22 protein-coding genes are annotated in these 25,167 nt (G+C 73.7%); 10 read left to right on the top strand and 12 right to left on the bottom strand.

From position 1 onward, the window contains the following. Positions 1-28: 28 nt before the first annotated feature. From LO763_RS03865 to LO763_RS03845, 5 genes are all read right to left on the bottom strand, one after another. Entirely contained in the window at positions 29-1,294 is a 1,266-nt protein-coding gene (locus tag LO763_RS03865) for a J domain-containing protein (RefSeq protein WP_230600630.1), read from the bottom strand. Positions 1,295-1,738: 444 nt separating this feature from the next. Next, entirely contained in the window at positions 1,739-2,227 is a 489-nt protein-coding gene (locus tag LO763_RS03860; RefSeq protein ID WP_230600629.1) for a hypothetical protein, read from the bottom strand. Continuing rightward, positions 2,220-4,130 (bottom strand): dynamin family protein, encoded by a 1,911-nt coding sequence (locus LO763_RS03855; protein WP_230600628.1) that lies wholly within the window; start codon positions 4,128-4,130, stop codon positions 2,220-2,222. Before LO763_RS03855 ends, LO763_RS03860 begins: the two co-directional genes overlap by 8 nt. Further along, the gene (locus LO763_RS29560; RefSeq protein WP_230600908.1) at positions 4,127-4,705 is read right to left on the bottom strand and encodes a nucleotide exchange factor GrpE; all 579 of its coding nucleotides are present in this window, start codon (positions 4,703-4,705) and stop codon (positions 4,127-4,129) included. Before LO763_RS29560 ends, LO763_RS03855 begins: the two co-directional genes overlap by 4 nt. Positions 4,706-4,740: 35 nt before the next feature. Further along, positions 4,741-6,231 carry a dynamin family protein gene (locus LO763_RS03845; RefSeq protein ID WP_230600627.1) on the bottom strand — a complete coding sequence of 497 codons (1,491 nt, stop codon included), beginning with the start codon at positions 6,229-6,231 and terminating at the stop codon, positions 4,741-4,743. A 175-nt stretch (positions 6,232-6,406) separates the two neighbouring features. Here LO763_RS03845 and LO763_RS28685 point away from each other — a divergent pair, with 175 nt between their 5' ends. Together LO763_RS28685 and LO763_RS03835 are read left to right on the top strand one after the other, a co-directional pair. Next, a complete protein-coding gene (locus tag LO763_RS28685; RefSeq protein ID WP_255671656.1) occupies positions 6,407-8,839 on the top strand; it encodes a LuxR C-terminal-related transcriptional regulator in 2,433 nt (810 codons plus the stop codon). Continuing rightward, complete coding sequence (locus LO763_RS03835) at positions 8,839-9,351, top strand: LuxR family transcriptional regulator (RefSeq protein WP_230600906.1); 513 nt, start codon at positions 8,839-8,841, stop codon at positions 9,349-9,351. The genes LO763_RS28685 and LO763_RS03835 overlap by 1 nt, the downstream gene beginning before the upstream one ends. Before the next feature lie 484 nt (positions 9,352-9,835). On the opposite strand, the gene LO763_RS03830 is transcribed toward LO763_RS03835, so the two are convergent. Continuing rightward, the gene (locus LO763_RS03830) at positions 9,836-10,531 is read right to left on the bottom strand and encodes a DUF6319 family protein (protein ID WP_230600626.1); all 696 of its coding nucleotides are present in this window, start codon (positions 10,529-10,531) and stop codon (positions 9,836-9,838) included. 267 nt (positions 10,532-10,798) lie between these two features. On the opposite strand from LO763_RS03830, the gene LO763_RS03825 reads away from it, so the two are divergent. Continuing rightward, the gene (locus LO763_RS03825) at positions 10,799-11,938 is read left to right on the top strand and encodes a glycosyltransferase (RefSeq protein WP_230600625.1); all 1,140 of its coding nucleotides are present in this window, start codon (positions 10,799-10,801) and stop codon (positions 11,936-11,938) included. Here the strand turns inward: LO763_RS03825 and LO763_RS03820 are convergent. Together LO763_RS03820 and LO763_RS03815 are read right to left on the bottom strand one after the other, a co-directional pair. Continuing rightward, positions 11,868-12,383 (bottom strand): hypothetical protein, encoded by a 516-nt coding sequence (locus LO763_RS03820; protein WP_230600624.1) that lies wholly within the window; start codon positions 12,381-12,383, stop codon positions 11,868-11,870. The two genes, LO763_RS03825 and LO763_RS03820, sit on opposite strands and share 71 nt — an antisense overlap. Positions 12,384-12,461: 78 nt before the next feature. Then, positions 12,462-13,667, bottom strand: a complete 1,206-nt coding sequence (locus tag LO763_RS03815) for a cation:proton antiporter (protein WP_230600623.1) — start codon at positions 13,665-13,667, stop codon at positions 12,462-12,464. A gap of 116 nt (positions 13,668-13,783) precedes the next feature. On the opposite strand from LO763_RS03815, the gene trhA reads away from it, so the two are divergent. From trhA to LO763_RS03800, 3 genes are all read left to right on the top strand, one after another. Next, positions 13,784-14,443, top strand: coding sequence for a PAQR family membrane homeostasis protein TrhA (gene trhA, locus LO763_RS03810; RefSeq protein WP_230600622.1), 660 nt, complete (start codon positions 13,784-13,786; stop codon positions 14,441-14,443). A 46-nt stretch (positions 14,444-14,489) separates the two neighbouring features. Then, positions 14,490-14,876, top strand: coding sequence for a DnaJ family domain-containing protein (locus tag LO763_RS03805; RefSeq protein ID WP_230600621.1), 387 nt, complete (start codon positions 14,490-14,492; stop codon positions 14,874-14,876). Between the two features lie 109 nt (positions 14,877-14,985). After that, on the top strand, positions 14,986-15,423 hold the full coding sequence (locus tag LO763_RS03800; protein ID WP_230600620.1) for a DoxX family protein: 438 nt from the start codon (positions 14,986-14,988) through the stop codon (positions 15,421-15,423). A 57-nt stretch (positions 15,424-15,480) separates the two neighbouring features. On the opposite strand, the gene LO763_RS03795 is transcribed toward LO763_RS03800, so the two are convergent. After that, positions 15,481-16,227, bottom strand: coding sequence for a class I SAM-dependent methyltransferase (locus LO763_RS03795; RefSeq protein ID WP_230600619.1), 747 nt, complete (start codon positions 16,225-16,227; stop codon positions 15,481-15,483). Positions 16,228-16,282: 55 nt separating this feature from the next. Here LO763_RS03795 and LO763_RS03790 point away from each other — a divergent pair, with 55 nt between their 5' ends. The 3 genes from LO763_RS03790 (at position 16,283) to LO763_RS03780 (ending at position 18,020) form a co-directional block, all read left to right on the top strand. Continuing rightward, on the top strand, positions 16,283-16,591 hold the full coding sequence (locus LO763_RS03790; protein ID WP_230600618.1) for a putative quinol monooxygenase: 309 nt from the start codon (positions 16,283-16,285) through the stop codon (positions 16,589-16,591). Between the two features lie 29 nt (positions 16,592-16,620). Then, positions 16,621-17,205, top strand: a complete 585-nt coding sequence (locus LO763_RS03785) for a DinB family protein (RefSeq protein ID WP_230600617.1) — start codon at positions 16,621-16,623, stop codon at positions 17,203-17,205. An 89-nt stretch (positions 17,206-17,294) separates the two neighbouring features. After that, positions 17,295-18,020, top strand: a complete 726-nt coding sequence (locus LO763_RS03780) for a response regulator transcription factor (protein ID WP_230600616.1) — start codon at positions 17,295-17,297, stop codon at positions 18,018-18,020. Here the strand turns inward: LO763_RS03780 and LO763_RS03775 are convergent. Both LO763_RS03775 and LO763_RS03770 read right to left on the bottom strand, forming a co-directional pair. After that, the gene (locus LO763_RS03775; RefSeq protein ID WP_230600615.1) at positions 17,999-18,781 is read right to left on the bottom strand and encodes a polyphosphate polymerase domain-containing protein; all 783 of its coding nucleotides are present in this window, start codon (positions 18,779-18,781) and stop codon (positions 17,999-18,001) included. The two genes, LO763_RS03780 and LO763_RS03775, sit on opposite strands and share 22 nt — an antisense overlap. 9 nt (positions 18,782-18,790) lie before the next feature. After that, positions 18,791-19,381, bottom strand: a complete 591-nt coding sequence (locus tag LO763_RS03770; protein ID WP_230600614.1) for a DUF4956 domain-containing protein — start codon at positions 19,379-19,381, stop codon at positions 18,791-18,793. Between the two features lie 159 nt (positions 19,382-19,540). On the opposite strand from LO763_RS03770, the gene LO763_RS03765 reads away from it, so the two are divergent. Continuing rightward, the gene (locus LO763_RS03765; RefSeq protein WP_230600613.1) at positions 19,541-21,097 is read left to right on the top strand and encodes a CotH kinase family protein; all 1,557 of its coding nucleotides are present in this window, start codon (positions 19,541-19,543) and stop codon (positions 21,095-21,097) included. Positions 21,098-21,217: 120 nt separating this feature from the next. On the opposite strand, the gene LO763_RS03760 is transcribed toward LO763_RS03765, so the two are convergent. Next, complete coding sequence (locus LO763_RS03760) at positions 21,218-25,150, bottom strand: vitamin B12-dependent ribonucleotide reductase (RefSeq protein WP_230600612.1); 3,933 nt, start codon at positions 25,148-25,150, stop codon at positions 21,218-21,220. Between the last annotated feature and the right edge of the window lie 17 nt (positions 25,151-25,167).

The following is a 25,167-nucleotide window of genomic DNA, read 5'->3' as shown; positions in this document are numbered from 1 at the left end:
GTGCGGTTACCTTGCGCTGCAGGAGCGCTCAGGCGCGGACGGCCGGCGACCGGTCGTCGGTGCGGGGCCCGGGGATCGCGGCCAGGCGCATCCGCAGGGACTGGAGGACCTGGAGGTCGTAGACCGCGCCGCCGGCGGCCAGCCACAGGCCGATGTCGGCCGCGGCCTGGGCGACGGCGACGTCGTGGACCGCCGCGGTCTCGCCGGCGCGGGCGGTCTCGGGGAGGGTCGGCCACAGCACCCAGCCCTGCACGTGCGCGTCCGGCAGCGCCGCGTCCAGGGCCTTGACGGCCTCGGGGAGGTTCACCGAGTCGACGTCGGCGCCGTCGCGGCCGACCGGTGCGCACAGCAGCGCGATCCGGTCGCCGGAGACGATCGCGTGCGGCACGCGGGTGCCCTCGGTGGCGGGGAGGGCGACGAACAGGCGCGCGGCGGGCAGGTTGGTCAGGACCTCCCGCAGGAGCTTCCCGGTGGGGCGGTCGGCGCGGGGCCGGGTCCCGGCGGGGCCGAACGCGTTGAACTGGCGCAGTGCGGCGCCCACGGAGGAGCGCAGGGCGAGCGTCCACCGCAGCCGGCGGACCGTCCACGCCCCGCCGGCGCCGGCCAGGACGAAGACGCCCAGGTACCAGCCCCAGGCGGTGCCCGGTCCGGCCAGCCATACCGAGGCGGCGGCGAACAGGAACGCCAGCACCAGCCGCCCGGTGGGCGGGGAGGGGGAGCGGGCCGGGCGCGAGCGCAGGGCCCGGCTGGTCTGGACGAACACGATCATGACCACTGCGAGGGCGGCCGGGATCGACAGGGCGCGCAGGAACAGGGACGCGTCCGCCGACAGGGCCGCGGTGCAGAACGCGATGCCGGCGAGGGCCCACAGGGCGTAGGCGGCGGCGGCCACGGCGGCGGCGATCCACGCGGAGGGCCGCTGGACGGGCCGGGCGCGGCGCAGGCGGGCGTGCCAGGGGACGGCGACGAGGGCGCCTTCGGTGGAGAAGGACGCGGCCTTGGGCTCCTCGGGCGGGGCGACGTTCCAGCCGCGGACTTTGCGGTGCGCGGGCCGGGCGGCGGCCTTGCCGTAGCGGCGGGCGGCGCGGCGCCCGAAGCGCAGGAGGTCGTATTCGCGGCGCAGGCCGGGGTGGGAGAGGGTCTCCCAGGCGTTCTGGACGAGGTGGAACTCGGCTTGGTCGCCGCCGCGGTCGGGATGGGTGTCGCGAAGGCGGCGGCGGTAGGCGGCCTGGATCTCGGATCTGGGTGCCTGCGGGCTCACCCCGAGGACGCGGTAGTGGTCGGGTTCGTTCACCACGCGGCTCCCGGTCGGTTGTACGGGGACGGGCCGGTGCCCGGCGAGGGGGAATCGGGCGTCGGTCTCGACGGTAATGCAGCCAATCTACCGCCGGTTCGCCCCTTTCGGTGTCGTCAGGTCCGACTTTTTCGCTCCGGCGGCGGCGCCGGAGCGCCCCACTCGGCGCCGACGGCGCCATTGTGGAGTCTCCTCGGGGCGCGGCAGCGGCCTACGGCATCCGTCCCGGCCTGCGGGTTCCCTTGACCGCCAATGATGCCGGGGCGGCGTTCGCGAGGGCCGGGCGCGACCGCCCGCATTGGCGGGGCGCCCGGTCGGATGGCGACATCGGACAGTGCGCACGTTTGCCATCCACCATTGTCGATACCCGGTCCAATGGGGCCCGGGGCGACCGCCGGGATGGCGGCGCGCAGGCGGCGTGCCGGGGCCGGCCCGCGCGCCGGGTCAGGACTGCCAGAACCGCGACAGGGCCTGCGCGGCCGGATCGTCGATGTCGGCGATGGCGTACTCGGAGGTCTCGACGGCGTTCACCCACGGCTCGGCCTCGGCCGTCCCCAGCGCGTCCACATCGACCCACGGGTAGCCGTCGACCGGCTCGGGCACGTCCAGGTCCAGCTCCGGCGGGAAGCTCGGCGGATTGTCGGCCTCGTCCAGCAGCAGGTCCTCATAGGTCGCCGCGTACGCCGCCTCGTCCCCGGCCGCCTCCTCCGGCGCCTCCTCGTACTCGGCGTCGACACCGAACCCGCCGTCCAAGTCGTCGTCGTCGTCGAGCCCGGGGTCGTCGTCGAAGGCGAACGCGTCGAGATCGTCCTCGCCGGGAACCTCGCCGTCGTCGAACGCGTCCAAACCGGGGGCGTCCGCGTCCTCGAAGTCGGCGCCGTCGAAATCAGGGCCGCCCGCCTCGGGATCGAACGGGTCGTCGTACTCATCCATCGGCTACCTCCTCGCCGGGAACGAGCGTGCGGGCCTTGGCCAGCACCTCGTCGAGCTGTTTGACCTTGGAGGCCATGGAGTCGCGGCGCTGCTTGAGCGCGGCCTGCTTCTTCGCGCGGGCGGCCTGGTCGGCCTTCTGGGCGTTCTCGGCCGCCGAGATGCGCGCGTCGAACTCGGCCGCGCGCCGCTCCAGGGCGTCGTCGAGCGTGGAGTTGAACACGAACTCGACCTCGGTGAACCGGAAGCTGATCTCCTCGTTCAGGTTCGCCCGCGCCTCGGCGACGATCCGCTGGATCCACTGCTTCGCGGCCTGCCGGTTGCCCTGGATCTTCCGCCGGTACAGCAGGAACGCCGCCGCCGCCAGACCCACGCCGACCCCCGAGGCCGACAGGGCCACCGCGCCGATGCCGCCCAGCGCGCCCAGGCCGATCGCGCCCGCGCCCATCGTCACCGCCCGCCCGGCCATCATCGCCACACCGGCCGAGGAGGCCATCAGCAGCGCCCCGTCCGAGGACGCGTCGCGCCGGGCCCGCCCCGAGGCGGCCGTGCGCAGGCCCGCGGAGATCGAACTGGTCGCCCCCCGCAGCTCGTCGTCGTTGAACACCTGCCGCAGGACGCGCTCGGCCAGGAGCACGAACCGCTGGTGCAGCTCGCCCGACAGCCGCGCCGCGATGCCCTGCAACGCGATGTCCACGCGCTGGGGCAGCGACTCCAACGCGGCCTTGTTGGCCTTCTCGACCTCGTCGAGCAGGGCCTCCTCCAGCTCCTGGAGATGCTGGCGCAACCGGCCCTGCACCTCGATCTTCGCGCGCTGGGTCTCCACGCGCAACGCCAGGTTCGCCTTCTTCGTCTCGGTGCGCCGCAGCGCCAGGGCCTGCTTCTTCTCCTCCTTCAGCCGGTTGGCGGCCTCAGGATCGGGGTCGTAGGCCTTCATGTCCTCGGCCGCCGAGGCGGCCAGGCGCTGGAACTCGGTGCGCACCGCGCGCACCACGTTCGCCGCCACCAGGGCCTTCCCGGCCGTCGCCACCTTCACCAGGGCCCGCTGCATCTTCCCGATCCCCGACTCCTTCGCCAGGGCCTGCCGGGTCGGGCCCTGCGAGGCCAGGGCGTGCTCGGCGAGCATCGCCGAGACCGGGTAGATCGGGGCGTGGCGGAACCGGGGCGCGTGCGCCTCGATCAGCGACCGGTTCTCCTCCATGACCGTGCGCCACCCCGGGTAGGTGTCGGTCTTGGTCAGCGCGAAGATCACGAAGTTGACCCGCTTGGACGCCTCGCTGAGGAAGTCCAGCTCGGTCTTGGCCATCGGGCTGGACGCGTCGGTGACCATGATCAGGCACGTCGCGCGGGCGACCGCCTCGAGCGCGATCTGGGCGTGGTCGGGGTCCAGGCCGCCGGTCCCGGGCGTGTCCACCACGGACATGTGCTTGAGCAGCGCCGAGGGGTGGCCCACGAGCATGCGCCGGGGCGGGACCATACCGGGGGGCATGGTGCCCAGGCGGGTCGCCCAGTTGCGCAGGTCGCCCACGCCCAGCAGCATCGGGTCGGCCGCGCCCGGCTGCCAGGCGCGCACCGACGCCTGCTCGGCGTAGGCGAACTCCAGATACGCGGTCGTGGCGACCTGCGCGTCCACCGGCGACAGACCGGGCATCCCCAGCAGGGCGTTCACCAGCGACGACTTGCCGCGCTTGGTCTCGCCGACGACGACGGCCACGGGCTTGTCGGGCTGCCAGCGGGCCACCTCGTCGACCTCGGCCGCGGCCTTGGCGTCGACGGTCCGCAAGGACGCGTTCCCGGCCTTGGCGGCCTTGGCGCACAGCTTGTGGATCTGCTGGGCCGGGTTCGGCTTCGCCGCGGCCTTCTTGGCCGGGGCCTGGCTCTGGGCGGGGGCGGCGGTGTCGGTCATGCCCGCACCTGGCCGCGGAAGACGGTCACGATCGGGTGGCGCAGCAGCCGGCCCCGGTCGAGGTAGCCGGGCGTCTCGGTGCGGGCGATGATGCCGTCCTCGGCGGGGTTGGTCGCGGCGATGACCGACCCGGCCTCGTGGACGGCCGGGTCGAACCGCTGCCCGGTCGCGTCCACCTGGGCGACGCCGACCTTCGCGAACGCGCCGTCGAGGTGCTGGGCCAGCGCCGGGGAGGTGGCGCGGTCGCGCATCCAGATGCACGCCTCGACCAGGACGGTGCGGTCGGCCGTGCTCTGGGCGGTGCGGGCGGGCTCGGCGAGCTGCCCGACCGGGATGTTCCCCGTCCCCGCCGCGGGCGCGGGCACCAGCAGGGGGGCCTGCGGGCCTTCCGCGGCCTTCGGCGCGATCGACCGCCCGGCCAGGACGGCGACGACGGCGGTGACCAGGACCGAGGCGGCCGCGACGGCCAGGGTGCGCGCATCGAACCCGCCTGCGGTGAGGAACACCGCGCCCAGGCCCGCGGCGGCGAGGCCCGCCAGGGCCCCGACCAGCGGACCGCCGAGTCGATTCGTCACTGTGCTCTCCATTCGGTCGTTCACGACGGCGGCCCTCATCCGAGGCGCTGCGCCAGCAGATGGAACCCACGATGCACCACGTTCGCCACCCGCGCCTGGGCCGGGGTGGCGCCCCCGTTGGCGAAGGCCCGCCAGCGCGCGGCCGCCTCGATCGCGGCGCGCCGCAACTGCGGCCGCGCCTCCCCGGGCAGGCCCAGGACGACACCGGCGTCGTCGGTCAGCGCCAGGCGCGCCACCTCGGCCTCCATGGCCTCCGGCAGCGCCACCTGCCCGGTGGTGACCTGCGCGGCGGCCTCCAGCAGCGGCAGGCGGTGGTATTCGGGGCGGGCCACGATCGACTCGACCGCGCCCCGCAGCAGGTCCCGGTCGGCCGCCGGCCCGGAGGCGGCGGCCGCGTCCAGGCGCCCCAGCGCCCACCCGGCCTTGATGACGTCGGCGCGGACCCCGAAGATCTGGTGCAGGGTGGTGCGCAGGCGCGGGAACCCGGAGGCGGCGAACAGCAGCCGCACTAGCTCCCCGGTCGCCAGATGCGGGTTCGCGTCCAGGTGCGCGATGGCGAAGTGGATGCCGTACAGGTCGAGGCGCTCGAGCAGGCGCTGGCGCTGCGCCTGGTCCACCGGGCCCTCGGTCGACAGGAACAGGCCCGCCGAAGCGAGCATGAGCGCCCGCTTCGCCTCGTCGAGCCCGGCGAGCGTGCGCAGCGCCTCGCAGTCGGCCGCCGTCAGCAGGCCCGCCTCGGCCGTCTCGGCCAGCAGCCCCACCACCGGCACCACGTCGCACACGGCGCGGCGCAGCACCGCGGCCTGGTCCCCGGCGATGGGCCCGGCCACCGGCCACGGGTCCTGCCCCGGGCCCGGGGCGAGCTTGTCGGCCTTGTTGTACAGGCCCAGCGCGTTCATCGGCGAACTCGACAGCTGCTGCGAGGCCTTCGCGAACGCCTCCAGGGCCTCCACGTCGTCGGCCCGCACCTGCTGGGTGAACACGTAGATGATCGCCTCGGCCGACTCGACCGCGGCCTTGGAGTCGTCGTCGACGTCCTCGGCGATCGGGGCGGCGAACAGCATCTCGCGGGCGGCCTCGGAGATGTCGGTGTTGACCGACTGGAGACCGGGCGTGTCGACCACCGTGAGGTCCCGCAGCCGGTCCGAGGACAGCTGCACGTCGATCATCGCGGCCTCGTCGGCCGGGATCGGCAGCGTGGTCGGGATCATGCCCGATGCGTCCAGCGGCACCGCGTGCTTGACGCCGTTGCGGGCGACCACGTCGACCCGGTCGGCCGGGCCGTACCGGAACTGGGTGACCACCCGGGTGCACTCCCCGGCCGCGGTGGGGGCCACGCGGCGGCCGATCAACGCGTTCACGAGCGTCGACTTCCCGGCCTTGAGGCGCCCGGCCACGGCCACGCGCAGCGGCTGCCCGAGCCGGGAGGCCACCTCCTCGACCACGGGGCGAGAGGCGGCGCTGACCTTGCCGGCCAGCTCCTCGCACATGCCCGCCACACTCGTGGTGAGTTGCCCTGCCACCATGAACCGCGTCCGCCCTCTCCATCGCCTCGGCACCCCGGCCGCCGACGCCGGTCCTGCGGCATCGAAGCTTCCGCAATATCATGAGAGGCGTCGGCGCGACCGTCGACAACACGACGATACAAACCGCACCCGACCGACCGCCTCCCCCATTCGTGCCACAGCGTAAGGAGCTCCCTTGGCCGCCCCGCCGACCACCCCCGGACTGGCCCGGTCCCGTCCCGCCGCGCCCCCTGCCGGGATCCCCGGCGACCGCGACGACGCGCTGCGCGCCATGGCGGGCGCACTGGCCGGACCGGGACTGGTGGTCGTGACCGGCCCCCCCGGGTGCGGGCGCACGCGACTGCTGGAGCGGCTCGCCCGCGCCTCCAAGCGCCCCGTGCACGCCGGCGGGGGACTGGCGACCCTCTCGGGCGCCCCCGCGCTCGCCCTCGAACGCGCCACCCGCGCCCGCATGCCCGCCGACGACCTCCCGCTGCTGGCCGAGGCCGTCTACTCGCGCACCCGCGGCGGCCTGCTCGTCATCGACGACCTCCAGTGGTGCGACGCCGCGACCCTCGCGGCCCTCCCGCTGCTGGCCCGGCGCCTGCCGGTCGCCGCCGCCCTGCGCACCCCCAACCGGCTCCAACCCGAGGCCCTCGCCCGCCTCCTGGAGGCCGCTGTCGTCATCGAGGTCGGGCCCCTGACCGACGCTGAAGCGCTCCAGCTCGCGGCCGAGGCCGCCCCCGCGCTCGCCCCCGCCCGCGCCGCCGCCCTCAACGCCCGCGCCGGCGGCAACCCCCTCGCCCTCACCGCCCTGGTCAAACGGGCCGCCCACCGCGAGGCCGACGAACTCGACCTCGACGACCCCGGCGACCCGGCCTCCGCCGCCGCCGCGGCCATCGCCGACCTGCCCCGCGCCGGCCGCACCGCGCTGGCCGCCCTCGGCCTGCTCGGGCGCCCCGCCCACCCCAGCCTCCTCGGCGAGGGCGCCCAGGTCCTCACCGACGCCGGCCTCGCCGTCGCCGACGGCGCCCACCTGCGCCCCGCCAGCCCCTGGATGGCCGAGATCGCCGCGGGCATCCTGGAGACCGACGCCCGCCGGTCCATGCACGAGCACCTCGCCGAGGCCACCGCCGGCGTCGAATCGGCCCGCCACGCCCACGCCGCCGGACTCACCGACCGCGCCCTGGCCGCGGCCCTGGCCGCCGCCGACGGCGCCGCCCCCCAGGCGAAGGCCGAAGCGCTGCTGCTGGCGGCCGAACTCGACCCCGCCCATGCCGTCGCCGCCGCCCGCGCCGCCCTCGAGGCCGGGCGCGCCCGCGCCGCCCTCACCGTCCTCGACCGCGCCCCCGACGACGAGGGCGCCGCCGTCCTCGCCCGCGCCTGGGCGCTCCTGGCCGTCGGCGAGAGCGCCCGCGCCCGCGAGGCCCTCGACGCGGCCCCGGCCGGGCCCGAGACCGACCAGCTGCGGCTGCTGTGCGCCGGCGGCGACGAACGCCCGGCCCTGGCCGCGGCGATCACCGCCGCCCACCCGTTCATCGACCACCCCGGGCTGGCCGCGGCCCTCGCCGGGGACGACCCCGACGCGCTCGCCCTCGCCGAGGCCCTCGCCCGCGACGCCGGCGACACGACCACCGCGTTCTGGTGCGCCTGGTCCCGCGTGATCGCCCTGGCCGACGCCGCCCGCCTGGTCGAGGCCGAGGCCGTCGCCCACGAGGCCGCCGACCGGGCCGGCGCCGCGGGCGCCTACTCGTGGCAGACCCGGTTCCTCGCCGCGGCCGCCTGGTGCCTGGTCCTGTCCGGCACCGGCCTGGACAACGTGATCGCCGCCGCCCAGTCCCTCGCCGACCACGCCCTCCCGGCCGTCGCCGACACCCTCATCGACGCCGCGATCGCCCTGGCCGAAGCCGACACCGGCGCCCTCGGGGCGGCCCGGGCCCGCCTGGCCCGCCTCCACGACGCGCCCGCGGCCCTCGACGGCCTGGTCGCCTGGCTCGAGCACGAGACCGCCTGGCTCGACGGCCAGCCCGGCCCCGAAGCGCCCCCGGCCCGGCCCGGCCTGGTCGGCGGGCTCGCGCACATCACCGGCCGGTGGATCGCCTACGACACCGGCACCGACCCGGTCGCGGCCGACGCCGCGCCCTGGCCGGCGCCGGTCGCGACGACCCTCACCGCGTGGGACCAGGCCGCCCCGGGCCCCTTCGCGCAGGCCGCGACCGCCTGGGACGGCCTGGCCGCCCGCGAGCAGGTCCGCTGCCTGCTGGCCCTGGCCGTCCACTCCGGCGACCCGCGGGCCTCCGTCGCGGCCCTGGAGGCGGCCGAGCGCATCGCCGACGAGCACGGCCTCATCGTCCTGGCCGGGCGGGCCCGCCGGGGCCTGCGCAAGCACGACGTGCGCCGCGACCGGCGCTCGGCGCGCGGCGGCGGAGGCCTGACCGACCGCGAGAGCGAGGTCCTGCGGCACGTGGCCGCCGGGCACCCGTCACGGCGGATCGCCGAGATCCTCGGCATCACCGCCGAGACCGTGGAGACCCATATCCGCTCGGGCATGCGCAAACTCGGGGCCAAGACCCGCACCGAGGCGGCCGTGCTCCTGGAAGCGGCGATCAGCGAAGGCAGTGAGGCGTGATGGGCGAGCAGGTGCCGCTGCACGTGGTCGGGGCCGGACCCGACGCGGACGCGATCGTGCGCCGCTGCGCGGCCGCGGGCTGGTCGGCCCACCGCGGCTTCGCGCTGCTGGAGCCGGCCTGGGACCTGGCCGAGCGGCGCCTGGTGTGCCACGGGCAGGTCGGGGACGACCACACCGCCTCGCAGGCGGTCCTGGCCGCGGCCCGGGGGGCGGGGATCGTCGCGGTCGCCACCGGGGCGCTGGCGCTCGCGCTGGCCGCGGACCTGCGCCGGGTCGGCCCGCTGGGGCTCACCCCGGGGAAGGCCGAGGCCGCCGACGGGCTCGACCTGGACGCCGAGCAGCGGGCGCTGCTGGGGCGCCTGGCGGCGGGATCGACGATCGCGGCGGCGGCCGAGGCCGAGTTCGTGTCGCTGCGCACGGCCAACCGGCGCATCGCCGCGGCCCGCCAATCGCTCGGGGTCAAGACCACGCGTGAAGCGGTCATGATCTACATCAAGCACGCCCGCGACTGACCCTCGGCCGAGAACCGCCGCGCACCCCCGAGCCGCCTTGGTGCAAAGGGGTCCGCGGCACCCACACACCCCGGCCCCGGGGACGGGGCGAGCGCGGCGAGACCGCGGCGGCCGCGAGCCGGCGCCACCCAGCCCCAGGGGGCAACGTCCCGCCGCCCGCACTCTGCGCTGCAAGGCAGCCCTATTGCCGGACCGGCGCGGCACCGCATCGACACGCCCGGTCGCGCCCGCCCGGCCCCGGATACGGCGGCGGGGCGGCGCGCACCCGTGTGCGCGCCGCCCCGTGAACCACCGGGCCCTGGGCCCTGAAGGATGTCGGCGAATCCCTGGCGGCCGCTGTCCGGCCCGCCCGGACCGGCCGCCGCGCGGCGGCCGACCTGGCCCGCATCGCCGGCCCTGCGAACACCGCACCGGTACTCGCAAGGCCGCCCGGCGACGAACCGACGGACGCGGACATCGACTCGCCGGGGCTCGCCGGCGCCCGCTAGTCCAGTTCCGCCAGGCGCGCCTCGGCCTCCTCGAGCTGGCGGCGCAGCCGCGCGGCCTCGTCGGCGGCCTCGGAGCGGATCTTCTCGACCACCTCGGACACGACCGCGGTGACCTCGTCCGAGCCGGCCGACTGGCACATCGACAGCGCCGCGGTGTGGGCGACCTTGGCGCCCTTGACGACCGTCCGCGCCCCGCGGGCGGCGGCGACGGACCACTCGCCGTCCTCGTAGGTCAGCGTGACGGTCAGCTCCGGCGCCTTGGCGGCGGCGCGGGGCCGGGCGGCCTTCTTCTTGACCGGGGCCGGTTCGGCCTGCTGGGGCACCTCGGGTGCGCTCACGGGTTTCCTCTCACTCGCGGTGACGGGCTTGGGCTTGGGTGCGGGCTCGGCCTCGGGCTCGTCGGGGAGCAGACCGGGCCCGGTCGGGGCGGCGGGCGCGGCCGCGCGCTGGCGGGGGGCGCGGCGGGCGCCCTCCCCGGGCGCGGGCAGGCGCAGTTCGGCGGCGGAGAAGGGCAGTTCGTCGGATCCGAACGCGACCGTGACGAAGTCGTCGACACCCGCGGGGTCGAGGGCGACGACCTTGCCCGACCTGCCGGCGACCTGCCCGGCGGCGTCGGTGAACACCACCTTGGGTTTCTTCCCTTGCGCCAGCACCGCTTCCAAATGGGCGATGTCGGCACTCGACAGTGACATCGGGAGCTCCTTCACATGATCGCTGAGGCTCTCGGCCCGCCCTCGCGCGGGCCGCTGGGCTCGCGCCGACAGCGGCCGGTGCGTGCATCCTCCAATACCTACACCCCGGGTACGACACTGCCCCGACGCGAAGTCGCCCGCCTCGCCGAGCACCGCCCTGCGCAGCGTCACCGGCGGCCCCGCCCGGCCGCGGAATATCGGCTGCGGTTCAAACCCCCGCCATGTCGCATTCCCCGCGGCGCCCACCTGCGCCTTTACGCTCCGGTCATGAGAGTCGCACTGGTCACCGAATCGTTCCCGCCGCAGGTCAACGGCGTCGCCCGCTCCGTCGCGCGGGCCGCGGCGCACCTGGCCGCGCGCGGGATCGAACCGGTCGTCATCGCCCCCGCCCCCGGGCCCGGCCCCCGCCCGGCCTTCGACTGGCCCGTCGTCCACGTCCCCTCCGTGCGCGTCCCCGCCTACCGCGGCTTCCGGGCCGGGCTCGCCACCCGGGCCCTGGACGAGGCCCTCGACGCCCACCGGCCCGACGTCGTCCACCTCGCCAGCCCCTTCGGGTACACCGCCCGGGCCGCGGCCTGGGCCGAGCGCCGCGCCGTGCCCACCGTCGCGGTCTGGCAGACCGACCTGCCCGCCTACACCCGCGCCTACCACCTGACCGCGTTCGAGCGGCTCGTGTGGCACCGGCTGCGCTCGATCCACTCCCGCGCCCGCGTCAACCTCGCCCTGTCCGCGTGCACCGCCCGCGCCCTGGCCGCCCAGGGCATCGGCGACGTCGCCGTCCTGCCCCACGGGGTCGACACCGACCGGTTCCACCCGCGCTTTCGCGACCGGGCCCTGCACGACGCGCTCGCCCCCGACGGGGCGCTCCTGGTCGGCTACGTCGGGCGCCTGGCCCGCGAGAAGCAGCTGCACTGGCTCGCCGACCTGGCCGCCGAACCGGGCGTGCGCCTGGTGATCGCCGGGGACGGCCCCCGCCGCCGGGCCCTGGAGCGGCTGCTGCCGCGCGCGGCCTTCCTCGGCGCCCTCCACGGCGAGGACCTCTCGCGCCTGTACGCCTCCTTGGACCTGTTCGCGCACACCGGCCCGTTCGAGACGTTCGGGCAGACCATCCAGGAGGCCCACGCCTCCGGCGTCCCGGTGGTCGCCGTCGACGCCGGCGGCGCGGCCGAGCTGGTCGACCCCGGCGTCGACGGCACCCACTTCCCGCCCGGGGACGGCCCGGCGCTGGCCGGGACCGTCCGCGCGCTCGCCGCCCGCCCCGAGCTGCTGCGGCAGTGGGGCGGGCGGGGCCGCCGCAAGGTCGAGCACCGCACCTGGGAGTCCGAAGGGGACGCGCTCATCGGCCACTACGAGCGGGCACTGGCGCTGGGGCCGGCACGCGCGCGCCTCGCCGCCCCCACGGTTTGACGTAGGAGAGGACCGTCGCCCCCAGGTACACCGCCGAGGAGACGACGGGCCCGGCGATGATCTGCGCGTCGATCACCTGGAGGTGCCGCGGGTCCAGGCCGGCGGCGGCCGCGGCCAGGCCCGGGCGCAGCAGGACCACGGTGAGCGCGAAGGTGACCGCGGTGGCCGCGAGCTTGACGAGCACCCACGTGTAGGCGATCGACCAGCGGGTGCCGAGCATGAGCCACACGCCGGTGGCCAGGGCGAGGGCGCCGATCGGGACGGCGAGGGTCCCGGCGAGCCGCGCGGCGGCGGTGACGGCCGCGAACTGCGAGGCGGGATCGGCGGTGGTGAGGGCCCACACGCCCAGGACCAGCAGGCTCAGGCTCAGGCCGAGCCAGCCGACCGACGCGGCGACGTGGGTGATGACGAGGGCCCGGTAGGCGGGGCGGCGGAGCTTTCTCATGCCCTCGAGCCTGGCCGCCGCGCCCGCGCCCGCGCATCGACGCGGGAACGTATTCGCCGCTACGCCGGTGCGCTGACCTCAGACCGGCGTGGCTGCCACGGCCGCGGTATCCTTCCCGGCCCAGCGCAGCCCCACCAGCGGGAAGATCAGGACCGAGAGCATCGCGGCCCCGACCATCGCCGCGGCCACCGACTCGGCGACCAGGCCCCGCTCGGCGGCCGTTCCGGCGGCGATGACGACGATCGGCAGCTCGGTGGCCGCGAAGGCCGCCAGCGCCTTGCGCGGGGCCCGCTCCAGGGCCCTCGCGGCGACCGCGAACGTGACCGCGCCGCGCACCAGCGCGAACGCGGCCAGGAACACCGGGATGAGCGCCAGCGCCACCGGGGAGGACACCAGCGCGTCGAGGTCGAAGGCGACCCCGGTGTAGACGAAGAACAACGGGACGACCGCCCCGAACCCGATCCCGTCGAGTTTGGACTGGACGAGGGCCTCCTCGCGTTCGCTCAGCGCGTTCAGGAGCACGTGCATGCACACCCCGGCCGCGAACGCCCCCAGGGCGATGTCGACGCCGATCTCGGCCGCCAGCAGCACCGACGCCAGCAGCACGAGCATCGACAGGCGCACCGCCAGCTGGGCGCTGGTGCCCAGGGTGGCCGACAGGAGCCGGGAGACGCGCTCGGAGCGGCGCAGCGACCCGAGCGCGGCCGCGGCGATCGCGAGACCGGCCAGGGCGATCGCCAGCGTCGTGCGCCCCGAGTGCTGCCCTTCGGAGTACAGCAGCGCCAGCAGCGCGATGGGCGCGAACTCGCCGACGGCGCCCACGGCCATCAGGTGGGGGCCGACCGGTCCGGCCAGCAGCCCCGCGTCGCGCGCGATCGGCAGGGTCGTGCCCAGGGCCGTCGAGCACACGCCGATCGCCATGATCATGACCGCCGCCCCCGCGCCGGCCAGGGCCAGGGCGCCGGCCGCGAGCGCGAACGAGACCGCCCAGCCCAGGCCCGCCAGGGCGATCGGGCGCCCGCGCACGGCCCGAAAGTCGATCTCGTACCCGGCCAGGAAGAACAGCATCGCCATGCCCAGCTGGGAGAGGGTCTCCAGCAGCGCGCCGGTGCCGACCAGGCCGAGCACCTGCGGTCCGATGAGGATGCCCAGGACGATCTCCAGGACCACGCTCGGCAGCCGCACCCACCGCTCCAGCCGGTCCACCAGCAGCGGCGCCAGGACGGCGGCCAGCGCCAGCACCACCACCTGCACCGTCAGGTCGAGGCCGATCACCGTGTCCACGGCGGGAGCGTAACGGCCGCACCGCCCCCGGCGGGTCGTTTCGGGGCCTAAGCCCACCCCCGACCGGGGGACCAGCGACACTACCGGTCGGTAACCGCCGGACGTAGGCTCGCATCATGGCACTGGCACCCGCGATCACCGACCCCCGCCCCCGCCTGCGCGGCTGGCTCCACCTCGGGGCCTTCCCCGCCGCGATCCTCGCCGGCCTCCTCCTGGTGGCCACCGCGCCCACGCCCGCGGCGCGAGCGGCCACGGCCGTGTACGTCGCCGCCTCGGCCGCCCTGTTCGGCGTCTCGGCGCTCTACCACCGCACCCGCCTGTCGCCGCGGGCGACCGTGCGCCTCAAGCGCCTCGACCACGCCAACATCTACCTCATCATCGCCGGCACCTACACGCCCGTCGCGGTCCTGGCCCTCGAAGGGGCGGCCCGCACCGCCCTCCTGGCGGTCGTGTGGACCGGCGCGGCCGCCGGCATCGCCTTCCGCACCCTGTGGATCGGGGCCCCGCGCTGGCTGTACACGCCGCTGTACATCGTCCTGGGCTGGGCCGCGGTGTTCGTCATGCCCCAGCTCATCGCCGGCGCCGGCGTCCCGGCCACCGTCCTGATCATCACCGGCGGCGTGCTCTACACCGTCGGCGGCCTCGTCTACGCCCTCAAGCGCCCCAACCCCTCGGTGCAGTGGTTCGGGTTCCACGAGGTCTTCCACGCCTTCACCCTGGCCGCCTACGCCGTCCAGTTCACCGCCGTCGCACTGGTGGTCCACGCCGCGGCCTGACCGCTAGCATGGGACCGGAGCCGGTGTTCCCGGGCAAGGAGGTCCCATGAGCGACAAGCAGCTGCGCGGCGTCGACCGCCAGATCCGCGAGGCCGAGGCCCGCGGCGAGTTCAAGGACCTGCCCGGGGCGGGCAAGCCCCTGCCGGGCATCGGGCGCCCCCTGGCCGAGGACTGGTGGCTGCACCAGCAGGCCGCCCGCGAGAACATGGGCCTGGACGCCCTGCCGCCGGGGCTGCGCCTGGCCCGCGAGGTCGAGGAGCTGCCCGCGGCGCTCGACCGGCTCGGGGACGAGGCGGCCGTGCGATCGGCGGTCGAGGCGCTGAACGCGCGCATCAAGAAGGCCCTGATCGGCCCGGTCGAGGGCCCGCCGCTGCGGTTCGGCCTGCGCGACGTCGACGGCGAGGTCGCCGCCTGGCGCGAGCGCCGCGCCTGAGGCGGCCTTCCCCACCCCCGTCTTGACGGTGTCAAGACGCGTGCGGCATCATGAACTTGACAATGTCAAGACCTATGCCCGGGATCCCCCGGCCCGAAAGGCCCGCACCATGGCACCCATCATCACCCTCACCGCCGCCGCCCTCCTCGCCCGCCTCATCGGCTTCCTCGGCGCCGAGACCCTCGACTGGCAGACGAGCCTGCGCATCGGCCTGGCCGCCATGTTCCTGGTCACCGGCGCCGTCCACTTCCACCCCGAGTTCCGCCACGACATGACCCGCATGGTCCCGCCGAGCCTGCCCGCGCCCGCCGCGCTCGTGGCCCTCACCGGCGTCCTCGAGATCGCCGGCGCCGCAGGCCTCCTCGTCCCCGCCACCGCGCCCGCCGCCGCCCTCTGCCTCGCCGCGCTCCTGGTCGCGATGTACCCGGCGAACCACTCCGCCGCCCGCCGCGGCATCCCCCTGGCCGGGAAGCCCGCCACCCCCATCGGCATCCGCACCGCCGAACAGGTCCTGTTCATCGCCCTGTGCGTCCTGGCCGCCCTCTGACCCCCACCGCGCAAGGCCCCGCGCCCTTTGGGCGCGGGGCCTTGCGGCTCGCTGCGGCTACCCGACCGGGCGGCCCAGCGTCAGATAAGCGAACCCCATCAGGCCGCGGTGCCCGCGCAGCCACCAGTCGCGGTGCGCATCGGCCTGCTCGCGGACCTCGGCGGCCTTCGGATGGCCCGAGTTGGCCAGCAGCCACACCTCCTTGTCGGCCAGGAACTGCGACTCGAAGTCGTCCCACTCCGACTGCTCGACCGCCTCCACGCGCAGCGGCCGCAGCCCGATCGCCACGGCCTCGTCCACCAGGTCCGGCAGCGACAGCCAGTCCTGGAGCGTCGTCCCCGGCCACATGGCGGCCAGCTCGGCCTCGTCGGGGACCCGGTTCCACACCCCGTCCCCGAACAGCAGCCGCCCACCGGGCCGCACCAGCCCGTACAGCTCCCGCAGCGCCTCGGCGGCGGTACCGAACGCGTGCGCCGCGCCGATCGAGATCACCAGGTCCGCCGGCTCCGACCAGTCCCGGCCCTGGTACTCCACGAACTCCAGCCGCGAGTCGAGGCCCCGCCGGGCCGCCCCGGCCCGGCCGCGCTCCAGCAGCGCCACGTCGGAGTCGATCCCGTACGCCCGCGCCCCCGGGACGCGCTCGGTGATGCGCTGGAGCAGCTCGCCCCAGCCGCACCCGATGTCCACGATGGTGCCCGGCGACGCCGCCGCGCACTCCTCGACGTGGCGCTCGAAGCGCCACGCGGCGATGGGGGAGTTGCAGTCCAGATGGCCGTACCGCGCCGGCCCGTCATGTTCAGTCATCGCCCGCCACGCTAACGGCGCCCGTTCCCGCGGGCAACCGGTTTACCCCGCTACCGTGGACCCCGTGATCACCGTCCACGCGTACCTGCGCTCCCACCCCGACCACCGCGACGCCTACCGCGAGGGCCTGCGCGCCCTCCGGGCCGCCACCCTCGAACACGACGCCGGCTGCCTCGACTACCGGTTCTGGCAGAGCATCGACGACCCCGACGCGTTCGTGTGCGTCGAGGCCTGGACCGACATGGACGCCCTCCGCGCCCACCTCGCCGCGCCCCACCACGTCGCGCTCTCGGCCGCCCTCGACGCCCACCGCGGCGCTCCCGCCGACGTCCAGGTCTTCACCTCCAGCCCCGCAGCCCTGTGATGTCGCACCCCGATGGCACACTCGCACCCATGACCGACCCGAAGACCCACCTGCACCAGTACCTCACCAGCGCCCGCGAAGCCGTCCTGTGGAAACTCGAAGGCCTGGGGGAGTACGACCTGCGCCGCCCCCTGACCCCCACCGGCACCAACCTCCTCGGCCTGGTCAAGCACCTCGCCTGCGTCGGCGCCGACTACTTCGGGTCCGTCTTCGACCGGCCCTTCCCCGACCCCCAGCCCTGGTTCGACCCCGACGCCGAGCCCAACGCCGACATGTGGGCCGCCCCCGAGGAGACCACCGCGTCCGTCCTCGACCTCTACGCCCGCGTCTGGGCCCACGCCGACGACACCATCGCCGCGCTCGACCTGGCATCGCCCGGCCGCGTCCCGTGGTGGCCCGACGAGCGCGCCGACGTCACGCTCCACCAGATCCTCGTCCACATGATCGCCGAGCTCAACCGCCACGCCGGGCACGCCGACATCGTCCGCGAGACCATCGACGGCGCCGCGGGCCTGCGCGCGGGCAACGACAACCTCCCCGAAGGCGGCGCCGAGTGGTGGGCCGCCTACCGCGACAAGGTCGAACAGGCCGCCCGCCGGGCCGCCGACGCCTGAATGCGCCCGGCCCCGGCGGCAGCGCCGGGGCCCCGAAAACATATCGACGCACATAGATGCACCGGGTATGTCTGGTTTAGAATGTTCACGTGGAGTTCAACCTGAAAACACCACGGCTGAGCGGTTCTGACTCCACCCTCACTAGGATCCTCACAGCCGACCCGGACCCCAACGTCCGCGGACTGCTCACCCTGGCGTTCCGCCTCGAAGGCTGGCACGCCATACCCGCCGACGACGGCGCCACCGCCCTGGCCCACCTGCGCGCCCAGCGGCCCCACCTCGTGGTCACCGAACTGGCCATGCCCGACGTCGACGGCCTCGTCCTGCTCGCCCGCATGCACTCGGAGTTCCCCGAGACCCCCGTCCTCGTCCTCGCCGCAGAGGACGGCGAGCGCCGCCGCATCGGCTGCCTCGCCGTCGGCGCCGACGACTACGTCGCCAAACCCTTCAACCTCGAAGAGGTCATGCTCCGCCTCAAACGCCTGCGCCGCCGCACCGCACCCACCGGGAGCGCTCCCGCCAAACTCGTCGTCGGCGACCTCGAACTCGACGAGGAGACCCGCGAGGTCAACCGCAGCGGCGTCAGCGTCACCCTCACCGACACCGAGTTCCGCCTCCTGCGCTACCTCATGCGCAACCCCCGCCGCGTCCTGAGCAAACGCCAGATCCTCCACCAGGTCTGGAGCTACGACTTCGGCGGCCGCGCCAGCATCGTCGAGCTCTACATCTCCTACCTGCGCCGCAAGATCGGCCACGGCGACGCCCCGATGATCCACACCGTCCGCGGCGTCGGCTACGTCCTCAAAGCGGACTGAACCGGCGCCGCGGCCGCACGCCCGGGCCGCCACCCGAAATGGCGCCGCAGCGTCCGGTTCCACTTGTTCGCCGGCAGCTCCGGACGCAGGAACGCCATCCCCGTCCCGTACTTGCTGATCGGGCACGGCCGGTACCCCGCCTTCCACAGGCGACGGTCCAACGGCACCGTCCGGCCCGGACTCTTCACCTCCACCACCGCCAGCTCCGGACCCAAGACCCCCGAACGGCCCGCGAAGTCCTCGAACCGCAACCCCGTGTCGCACGTCATCCGCGCCCCGCTGGGCCGGTGCAGCAGCGTCACCCGCACATACCGCGTCACCAGCACCGGCTCCAGCGCGAACGCCGACACCGGCACCTCGCCCGAGTCCTCGATCCACAGGCACCCGTCCGCGGTGATCCGCCGCCGGTCGGCCACCGGGTAGTCGAACCGGCGCTTGACCGTCGCCTCGCCCGCCTTCGTCTTGATCTCCAGCATGCACTGGCCCGAATCCAGGTACGTGCGCGTGCGCACCTTGAACCCGCGCCGCCGCGACCGCGCCGCACCCAGATAACTCGGCAGGTCCGGCGCGTCGAAGTACACCGACTCGTACTGGAACCGGCGCCGCCGATCGATCTCCAGCACCGCCAGCTCACCGCGCGGATCGTGCAGCAGCGGGCCCAGATCCGCGCACTCGACCAGGTACTTGCGGTCCACCCGCGTCTGCAACTCGGCCACGGCCAGCAGCTCGGCCAGCCCGATCGGCGACAACGCCGCTTCCATGCCCCGCCCCTACCGCGCCAGCACCGGACGGCGCTGCTGCGCCCGGGCCGCCGAGACCCGGTAGGCGACCTCCACCGTCTGCGCATCGCGCACCAGGTCGGTCTCCACCGTCTCGACCCGCAGGATCGCCTCCGCGCCCAGCAGGTCCGTCAACCGCGCCTCCAGCTCCTCGCGCGTGGCGAAGACCCGCTCCAGCACCACCCGCTCCTGGCGGTGGCGCCGATGCAGGAACGGCTGGTCGATCACCGCCATCACACCCACCACCAGCAGCCCCAGCGCCGGCCCGGTCCACGCCGACGCGAGCGGCACCGCGCACACCAGTCCAATGGAGAGCGCCGAGAAGTAGTAGCAGACGTCCCCGTGACTGATCTCGGACGACCGCAACCGGATGATCGAGAGCACGCCGAACAGGCCGAAGCCCACGCCCACGCCGATCTCCGCGCCCAGCAGCGCCGTCACCACCGCGAACACCCCGACGTTCAGGCCGATATAGGGGACCACCATGTGCCACCTGCGGTGCCTGCGGTAGTACACCCCGAAGACCAAGGCGCTGATCAGCGCCAGATCCGCCGCCAGCCCCGTCCATCCGATCGCATTCATACACCAATGCTAAAACGCGAACCTATGAAGACCGAGTGAAACGGCTATGTGGACCCTATGAACCGGCAAGCGTTTCCATAGGGTTTCCACAGACCCGATTGCTACCGTCCCCCCATCCAAAAAGCACGAAACCCCGCCACCACCGAGGAGGCACCACCCATGCGACCACTCCAACGCACCCTCGCCGCCATCGCGACCACCCTGGCACTCGCGCTCGGCATCACCGCCACCCCCGCCACCGCCCAACCACCACAAGGCAGCCCCGTCTGGAACGCCGCACAGATCCACGACTTCCAATTCACCATCGACCCCGACGACTTCACCGCCATGGTCCAGACCTACCTCGACACCGGCGACAAGGAATGGATCGAAGCCGACGTCACCATCGACGGCCGCGCCTTCCCCGGATCCGGCGTCAAACTCAAAGGCAACTCCAGCCTCTGGGGCGTCAACCCCGATTCAGACCCCACCACCCTGCCCTGGCTCATCCGCCTCGACAAGTACACCGAACAAGACCTCGACGGCTACAAACGCTTCATCGTCCGCACCAACTACACCCCCACCTCCCTCAACGAAGCCCTCGCCCTCCGCCTCCTCGAACACACCGGACTCAACACCACCAGGCACGTCCCCGCCGCCTTCAGCGTCAACGGCGGCGCACCCGAACTCCGCCTCGTCATCCAAGAACTCGACAAGACCTTCGACCACGAGCAGTTCCCCGCCCCCGACGGCACCAAAGACGGCGGCACCCTCTACAAGAAGAAATGGGACCTCGACTTCGCCTACCTCGGCACCGACCCCGACGACTACGACGGCGCCTGGGAACCCACCGGCGGCGACGAGGACAACTGGCAACCCCTCTTCGACTTCCTCGACTGGCTCAACAACGCCACCGACGCCCAGTTCGCCGCCGAACTCGACACCCGCATCGACACCCAGACCTTCGCCACCTACCTCGCCGTCCAAGACCTCATCCTCAACTGGGACGACATCGACGGCCCCGGCCAGAACGGCTTCTTCCGCTGGAGCCCCGACACCGGCAAGATGACCATCGTCCCCTGGGACCACAACCTCTCCTTCGGCATCCTCCCCGCACCCCCCGACCCCACCCCCGGCGACATCGACACCGACCAGCGCACCACCTGGGGCTGCCCCTGCGTCGAACGCGCCCTCGCCGTACCCGCCTTCCGCACCCTCTACGAGCAGACCTTCCACGACCTCAAGGCCGAACTCTACGAATCCGGCCTCGCCCAGACCCTCCTCGACGAACTCACCGCACCCCTCTACGCCTCCGACCTCATCCCCGACACCAGCATCGACCAGGACCGCGCCCAGATCCAACGCGTCTTCACCCAGGACATCGACCCCCGCACCGGCCCCGCCGACCCCGACGGACCCGACGACCCGCCCCCCGCCACCGACGACTGCACCGCCCACCTCACCGTCACCGGCGACTGGGGGAGCGGCTGGCAGGGCAACCTCGCCATCACCGCCGGCACCACCGCCCTCAACGGCTGGACCCTCACCTGGACCTGGCCCGCCGGACAGACCATCAGCAGCCACTGGAACGCCACCGTCACCACCACCGCCGCCACCGTCACCGCCACCGACGTCGGCTGGAACGCCGCCATAGCCGCCGGCCAGACCATCGACGCCTGGGGCTTCATCGCCGCAGGCCCCGCCACCACACCAGACGTCACCTGCACCGCGACCTGACACCCACCCGGGGCCCCGCCACCCCCCCCCCGGGGCCCGGCGCCCCCCCCCCCCCCCCCCCCCCCCCCGGCCGCCCCCCCCCCCCCCCCCCCCCCCCCCCCCCCCTCCCCTACGTGCGGATCAGCTGCAACCGCTGGTCGCGCCGCAGCCCTCGCAGGCGTAGCACGAGCCGGCCGGGCGCATCTTCGTCCCGCAGTTCATGCACAGCGGCGCGTCGTCGCTGCGGGCCTGCGCCGAGTTGAGCAGGTCCGAACGCGACCGCTTCGACTCGGCCTGGACACGCTCCGCGACCGCCTCGGCGATCTCCTCCGCCTCGGACGCGTCCTCCACGGGAGCCGAACCGCGCAGCGCCTCCAGGTCGACCTCCGGCTGGGAGAGCTTGGCGGGGTCCTCGCCGTTGAGCTCGGCGGTCCGCTCGGCGGTCGTCAGGACCCCGATCGCCGCCCGCTCCTCGTACGGCAGGTAGTCCAGGGCCAGGCGCCGGAAGATGTAGTCCACCACCGAGGAGGCCATCCGGATGTCCGGGTCGTCGGTCATGCCCGCCGGCTCGAAGCGCATGTTGGTGAACTTCTCGACGTACTTCTCCAGCGGCACCCCGTACTGGAGGGCGATCGAGATCGACACCGACAGCGCGTCCATGACGCCCGCGAGGGTCGAGCCCTGCTTCGACATCTTGAGGAAGACCTCGCCGAGGCCGTCGTCCGGGTAGGATGAGGAGGTCATGTACCCCTCGGCGCCGCCCACGGTGAACGAGATGGTCTGGCTCGGGCGCTTCTTCGGGAGCTTCCGGCGGACCGGGCCGTGGGCCGCCACGGTCTCGATCGCCTGCTCCACGGCCGCCTCGACGGCCTGCTCGACGTCCTTCTTCTTCGCCGAGAGCGGCTGGCCGACCTTGCAGTTGTCGCGGTAGATCGCGAGGGCCTTGAGGCCGAGCTTCCAGCCCTGGAAGTAGACCTCCTCGATGTCCTCCACAGTGGCCGACTCGGGGACGTTGACCGTCTTGGAGATCGCCCCGGACAGGAACGGCTGCACCGCGGCCATCATGTGCACGTGGCCCATCGGGGAGATGGCCCGCTCGCCCATGGCGCAGTCGAACACCGGGTAGTGGTCCTCGGACAGGTGCGGGGCGCCGACGACGTGACCGTGCTCGGCGATGAAGTCGACGATCTCCTTGCGCTCGTCCTCGCCGTAGCCGAGGTTGCGGAGCGCGGCCGGGACCGACTGGTTGACGATCTCCATGGAGCCGCCGCCGACGAGCTTCTTGTGCTTGACGAGCGCGAGGTCGGGCTCGATGCCCGTGGTGTCGCAGTCCATCATGAAGGAGATGGTGCCGGTCGGCGCCAGCACCGAGGCCTGCGCGTTGCGCCAGCCGTCGACGGCGCCGAGCTCGTTGCCGCGGGCCCACTCGGCCTTGGCGGCCTCCAGGACCGTGGCGTCGACGTCGCCGAAGACGGCGACGGCGTCCGCGGCGGCGGCGTGCTTGGCCATGACCCGCCGGTGCGGCTCGGCGTTGGCCTCGTAGCCGGCGTAGGGGCCGACGGCCCCGGCGATCTCGGCCGAGCGGCGGTAGGACACGCCGGTCATGAGCGCGGTGATCGCGGCGGCGAGGGCGCGGCCCTCCGCGGAGTCGTAGGCGTGGCCCGAGGTCATGAGCAGCGCGCCCAGGTTCGAGTACCCGATGCCGAGCTGGCGGTAGTCGCGGGTGGTCTCGCCGATCTTCTCGGTCGGGAAGTCCGCGAAGGAGATCGAGATCTCCATGGCGGTGATGACGAACTCCACCGTCTTGACGAACCGGTCGACGTCGAACGAGCCGTCGTCGCCGAGGAACTTCATGAGGTTCAGGCTCGCCAGGTTGCAGGACGAGTCGTCGAGGCTCATGTACTCCGAGCAGGGGTTGGACGCGTGGATGCGGTCCGTGTTCGGGTTGGTGTGCCAGTCGTTGATCGTGTCGTCGTACTGGATGCCCGGGTCGGCGCACTCCCAGGCGGCCTGCGCCATGCGGCGGAAGACCCCGCCCGCGTCGCGGCGGCCGATCTCGCTCCCGTCGAGGCGGGCGGTGAGCGGGTAGTCGGTGCCGGCCTCGACCGCCTTCATGAAGACGTCGGAGACGCGGACCGAGTTGTTGGCGTTCTGGTACTGGACCGAGAACATGTCCTCGCCGCCGAGGTCGACGTCGAACCCGGCGTCGCGCAGGGCCCGGATCTTGTCCTCCTCGCGGGCCTTGGTGTCGATGAACGCCTCGATGTCGGGGTGGTCGACGTCGAGGACGACCATCTTCGCGGCGCGGCGGGTGGCGCCGCCGGACTTGATGGTGCCGGCCGAGGCGTCGGCGCCGCGCATGAAGCTGATCGGGCCGGAGGCGTTGCCGCCGGAGGAGAGGAGCTCGGCGGAGGCGCGGATCTTGGAGAGGTTGATCCCGGCGCCGGAGCCGCCCTTGAAGATCATGCCCTCTTCCTTGTACCAGTCCAGGATCGACTCCATGGTGTCGTCCACGCTGAGGATGAAGCAGTTGTGGACGCGCAGGTTGTGCGACAGGTACTCGCCGCTCTCGGTCTGGATGTCGTAGACCTCTTGCGGACCGAGGTGCTCGATGCAGGCGATCTGGAGCCGCTTGATCCCGTTGGCGGGGCGGCCGGGCTTGTCGAAGCTCGCGACGAGCTTCTCGTGCTTGCGCTCGCAGACGAAGCCGATCTCGGTGGCGAACACGCCGCGGTCGCCGTCGTTCTGGATGCCGAGGTGCCAGGTGTCGTGGCGGTTCGCGCGCGGCTCGGACTTGCGGGTCACGCGGGAGAAGATCGCGAACCGCTGAAGCAGCTCCTGCATGCCCCGGATCAGGCCTTCGCTGATCATGGCGCAGCCGACCATGGTCGAGCGCTCGCGGGCCGACACGAAGCCCTCCGCCTGGAAGATGCTGCGCAGGTACGCCTTCACGACCGGCAGCGGCGCGGTGTAGAGGCGCTCGGGCACGGTCATGTCGACGCCGCGGGTGAGCAGTCCCCACCGCTCTATGAACGGCCGCAGGTGTTCGCCGTAGAGGCGGATGCGTTTGCAGTCCAGCTGCTCGTCCTGGGTCTTCGCGTCACGGACCTTGTAATGCGCGCCGGGGAAGACCGCTTCGACGGCCTCGAGCACCCATGCGTGCTCGGCTTCGGTGACCGTGACGGCCTCGATGGTGAGCGACCGGTTCGTGCCCTCGGCGTACTGGCCGACGAAGCCGTCCGCCTGGAGCCAGCCGGCGAGCGCGGCCTCGTACACCTCGGCGGGGACGAACTCCTCTTCGCCCTCGGTGTACCAGCGGTGCCATTCCAGCTGGTCGTTCTCCCGCAGCGTCCCCGCCTCGACGAAACGACCCGTGCCCTCGCCGGTGGCCTTCCAGACCAGGTGGTCGGCGGTGACGTCGAGCGCGTGGCCGGACTTGGTGTGGAGCCGCAGCACGTCCTTGACGCCGTTGGCCTTGACCGCGAGGATCCGCGTGAGGCCTTCGGCGTCGTAGACCTTGGCCCCGATCATCTCGTCCTCGACGAGCTTGCCGATCGGGATCGGGCCGGCGGGGGTGCTCACCAGGGCGCCGTAAGGCTGACACGCTGAAACCTGTTGGGGCGCGGCGGTCCCCACGTTGAACCACACCGGGGAGTTGAAGCTGAAGTACTGGTGGAGCAGGAGCCAGGTGAGCTCGTCGGCGAAGATCTGGGCGTCCTCGGCGGTGGCGAAGTAGCCGTACTTCTCCCCCGCGTTGTGGTACGCCTGCACGACGCGGTCGATGACCTGCTTGAGGCCGGTCTCGCGCTGCGGGGTGCCGACGGCGCCGCGGAAGTACTTCGAGGTCACGATCTGCGTGGCGTTCTGGCTCCAGAAGGAGGGGAACTCGACGCCGCGCTGCTCGAAGTTGATCGAGCCGTCGCGCCAGTTGGTCATGACGACGTCGCGGGACTCCCACGCGACCTCGTCGTACGGGTGCGTCCCGGGCGTAGTGAAGACGCGCTCCACCTTGAGGCCCTTGTTCGCGCTGGTCTTGGTAACGGTCTTCTCGGCGGCTCTGGTGGCCTTCGGCATGTCTCGCCCCTGTCTCC

Origin of the sequence: Glycomyces amatae (genome assembly GCF_020991375.1) — a bacterium.
Classification (GTDB): Bacteria; Actinomycetota; Actinomycetes; order Mycobacteriales; family Micromonosporaceae; genus Glycomyces; species Glycomyces amatae.
Note: the sequence above shows the minus strand (reverse complement) of the source record. Positions and strands in the feature narration are given on the sequence as shown.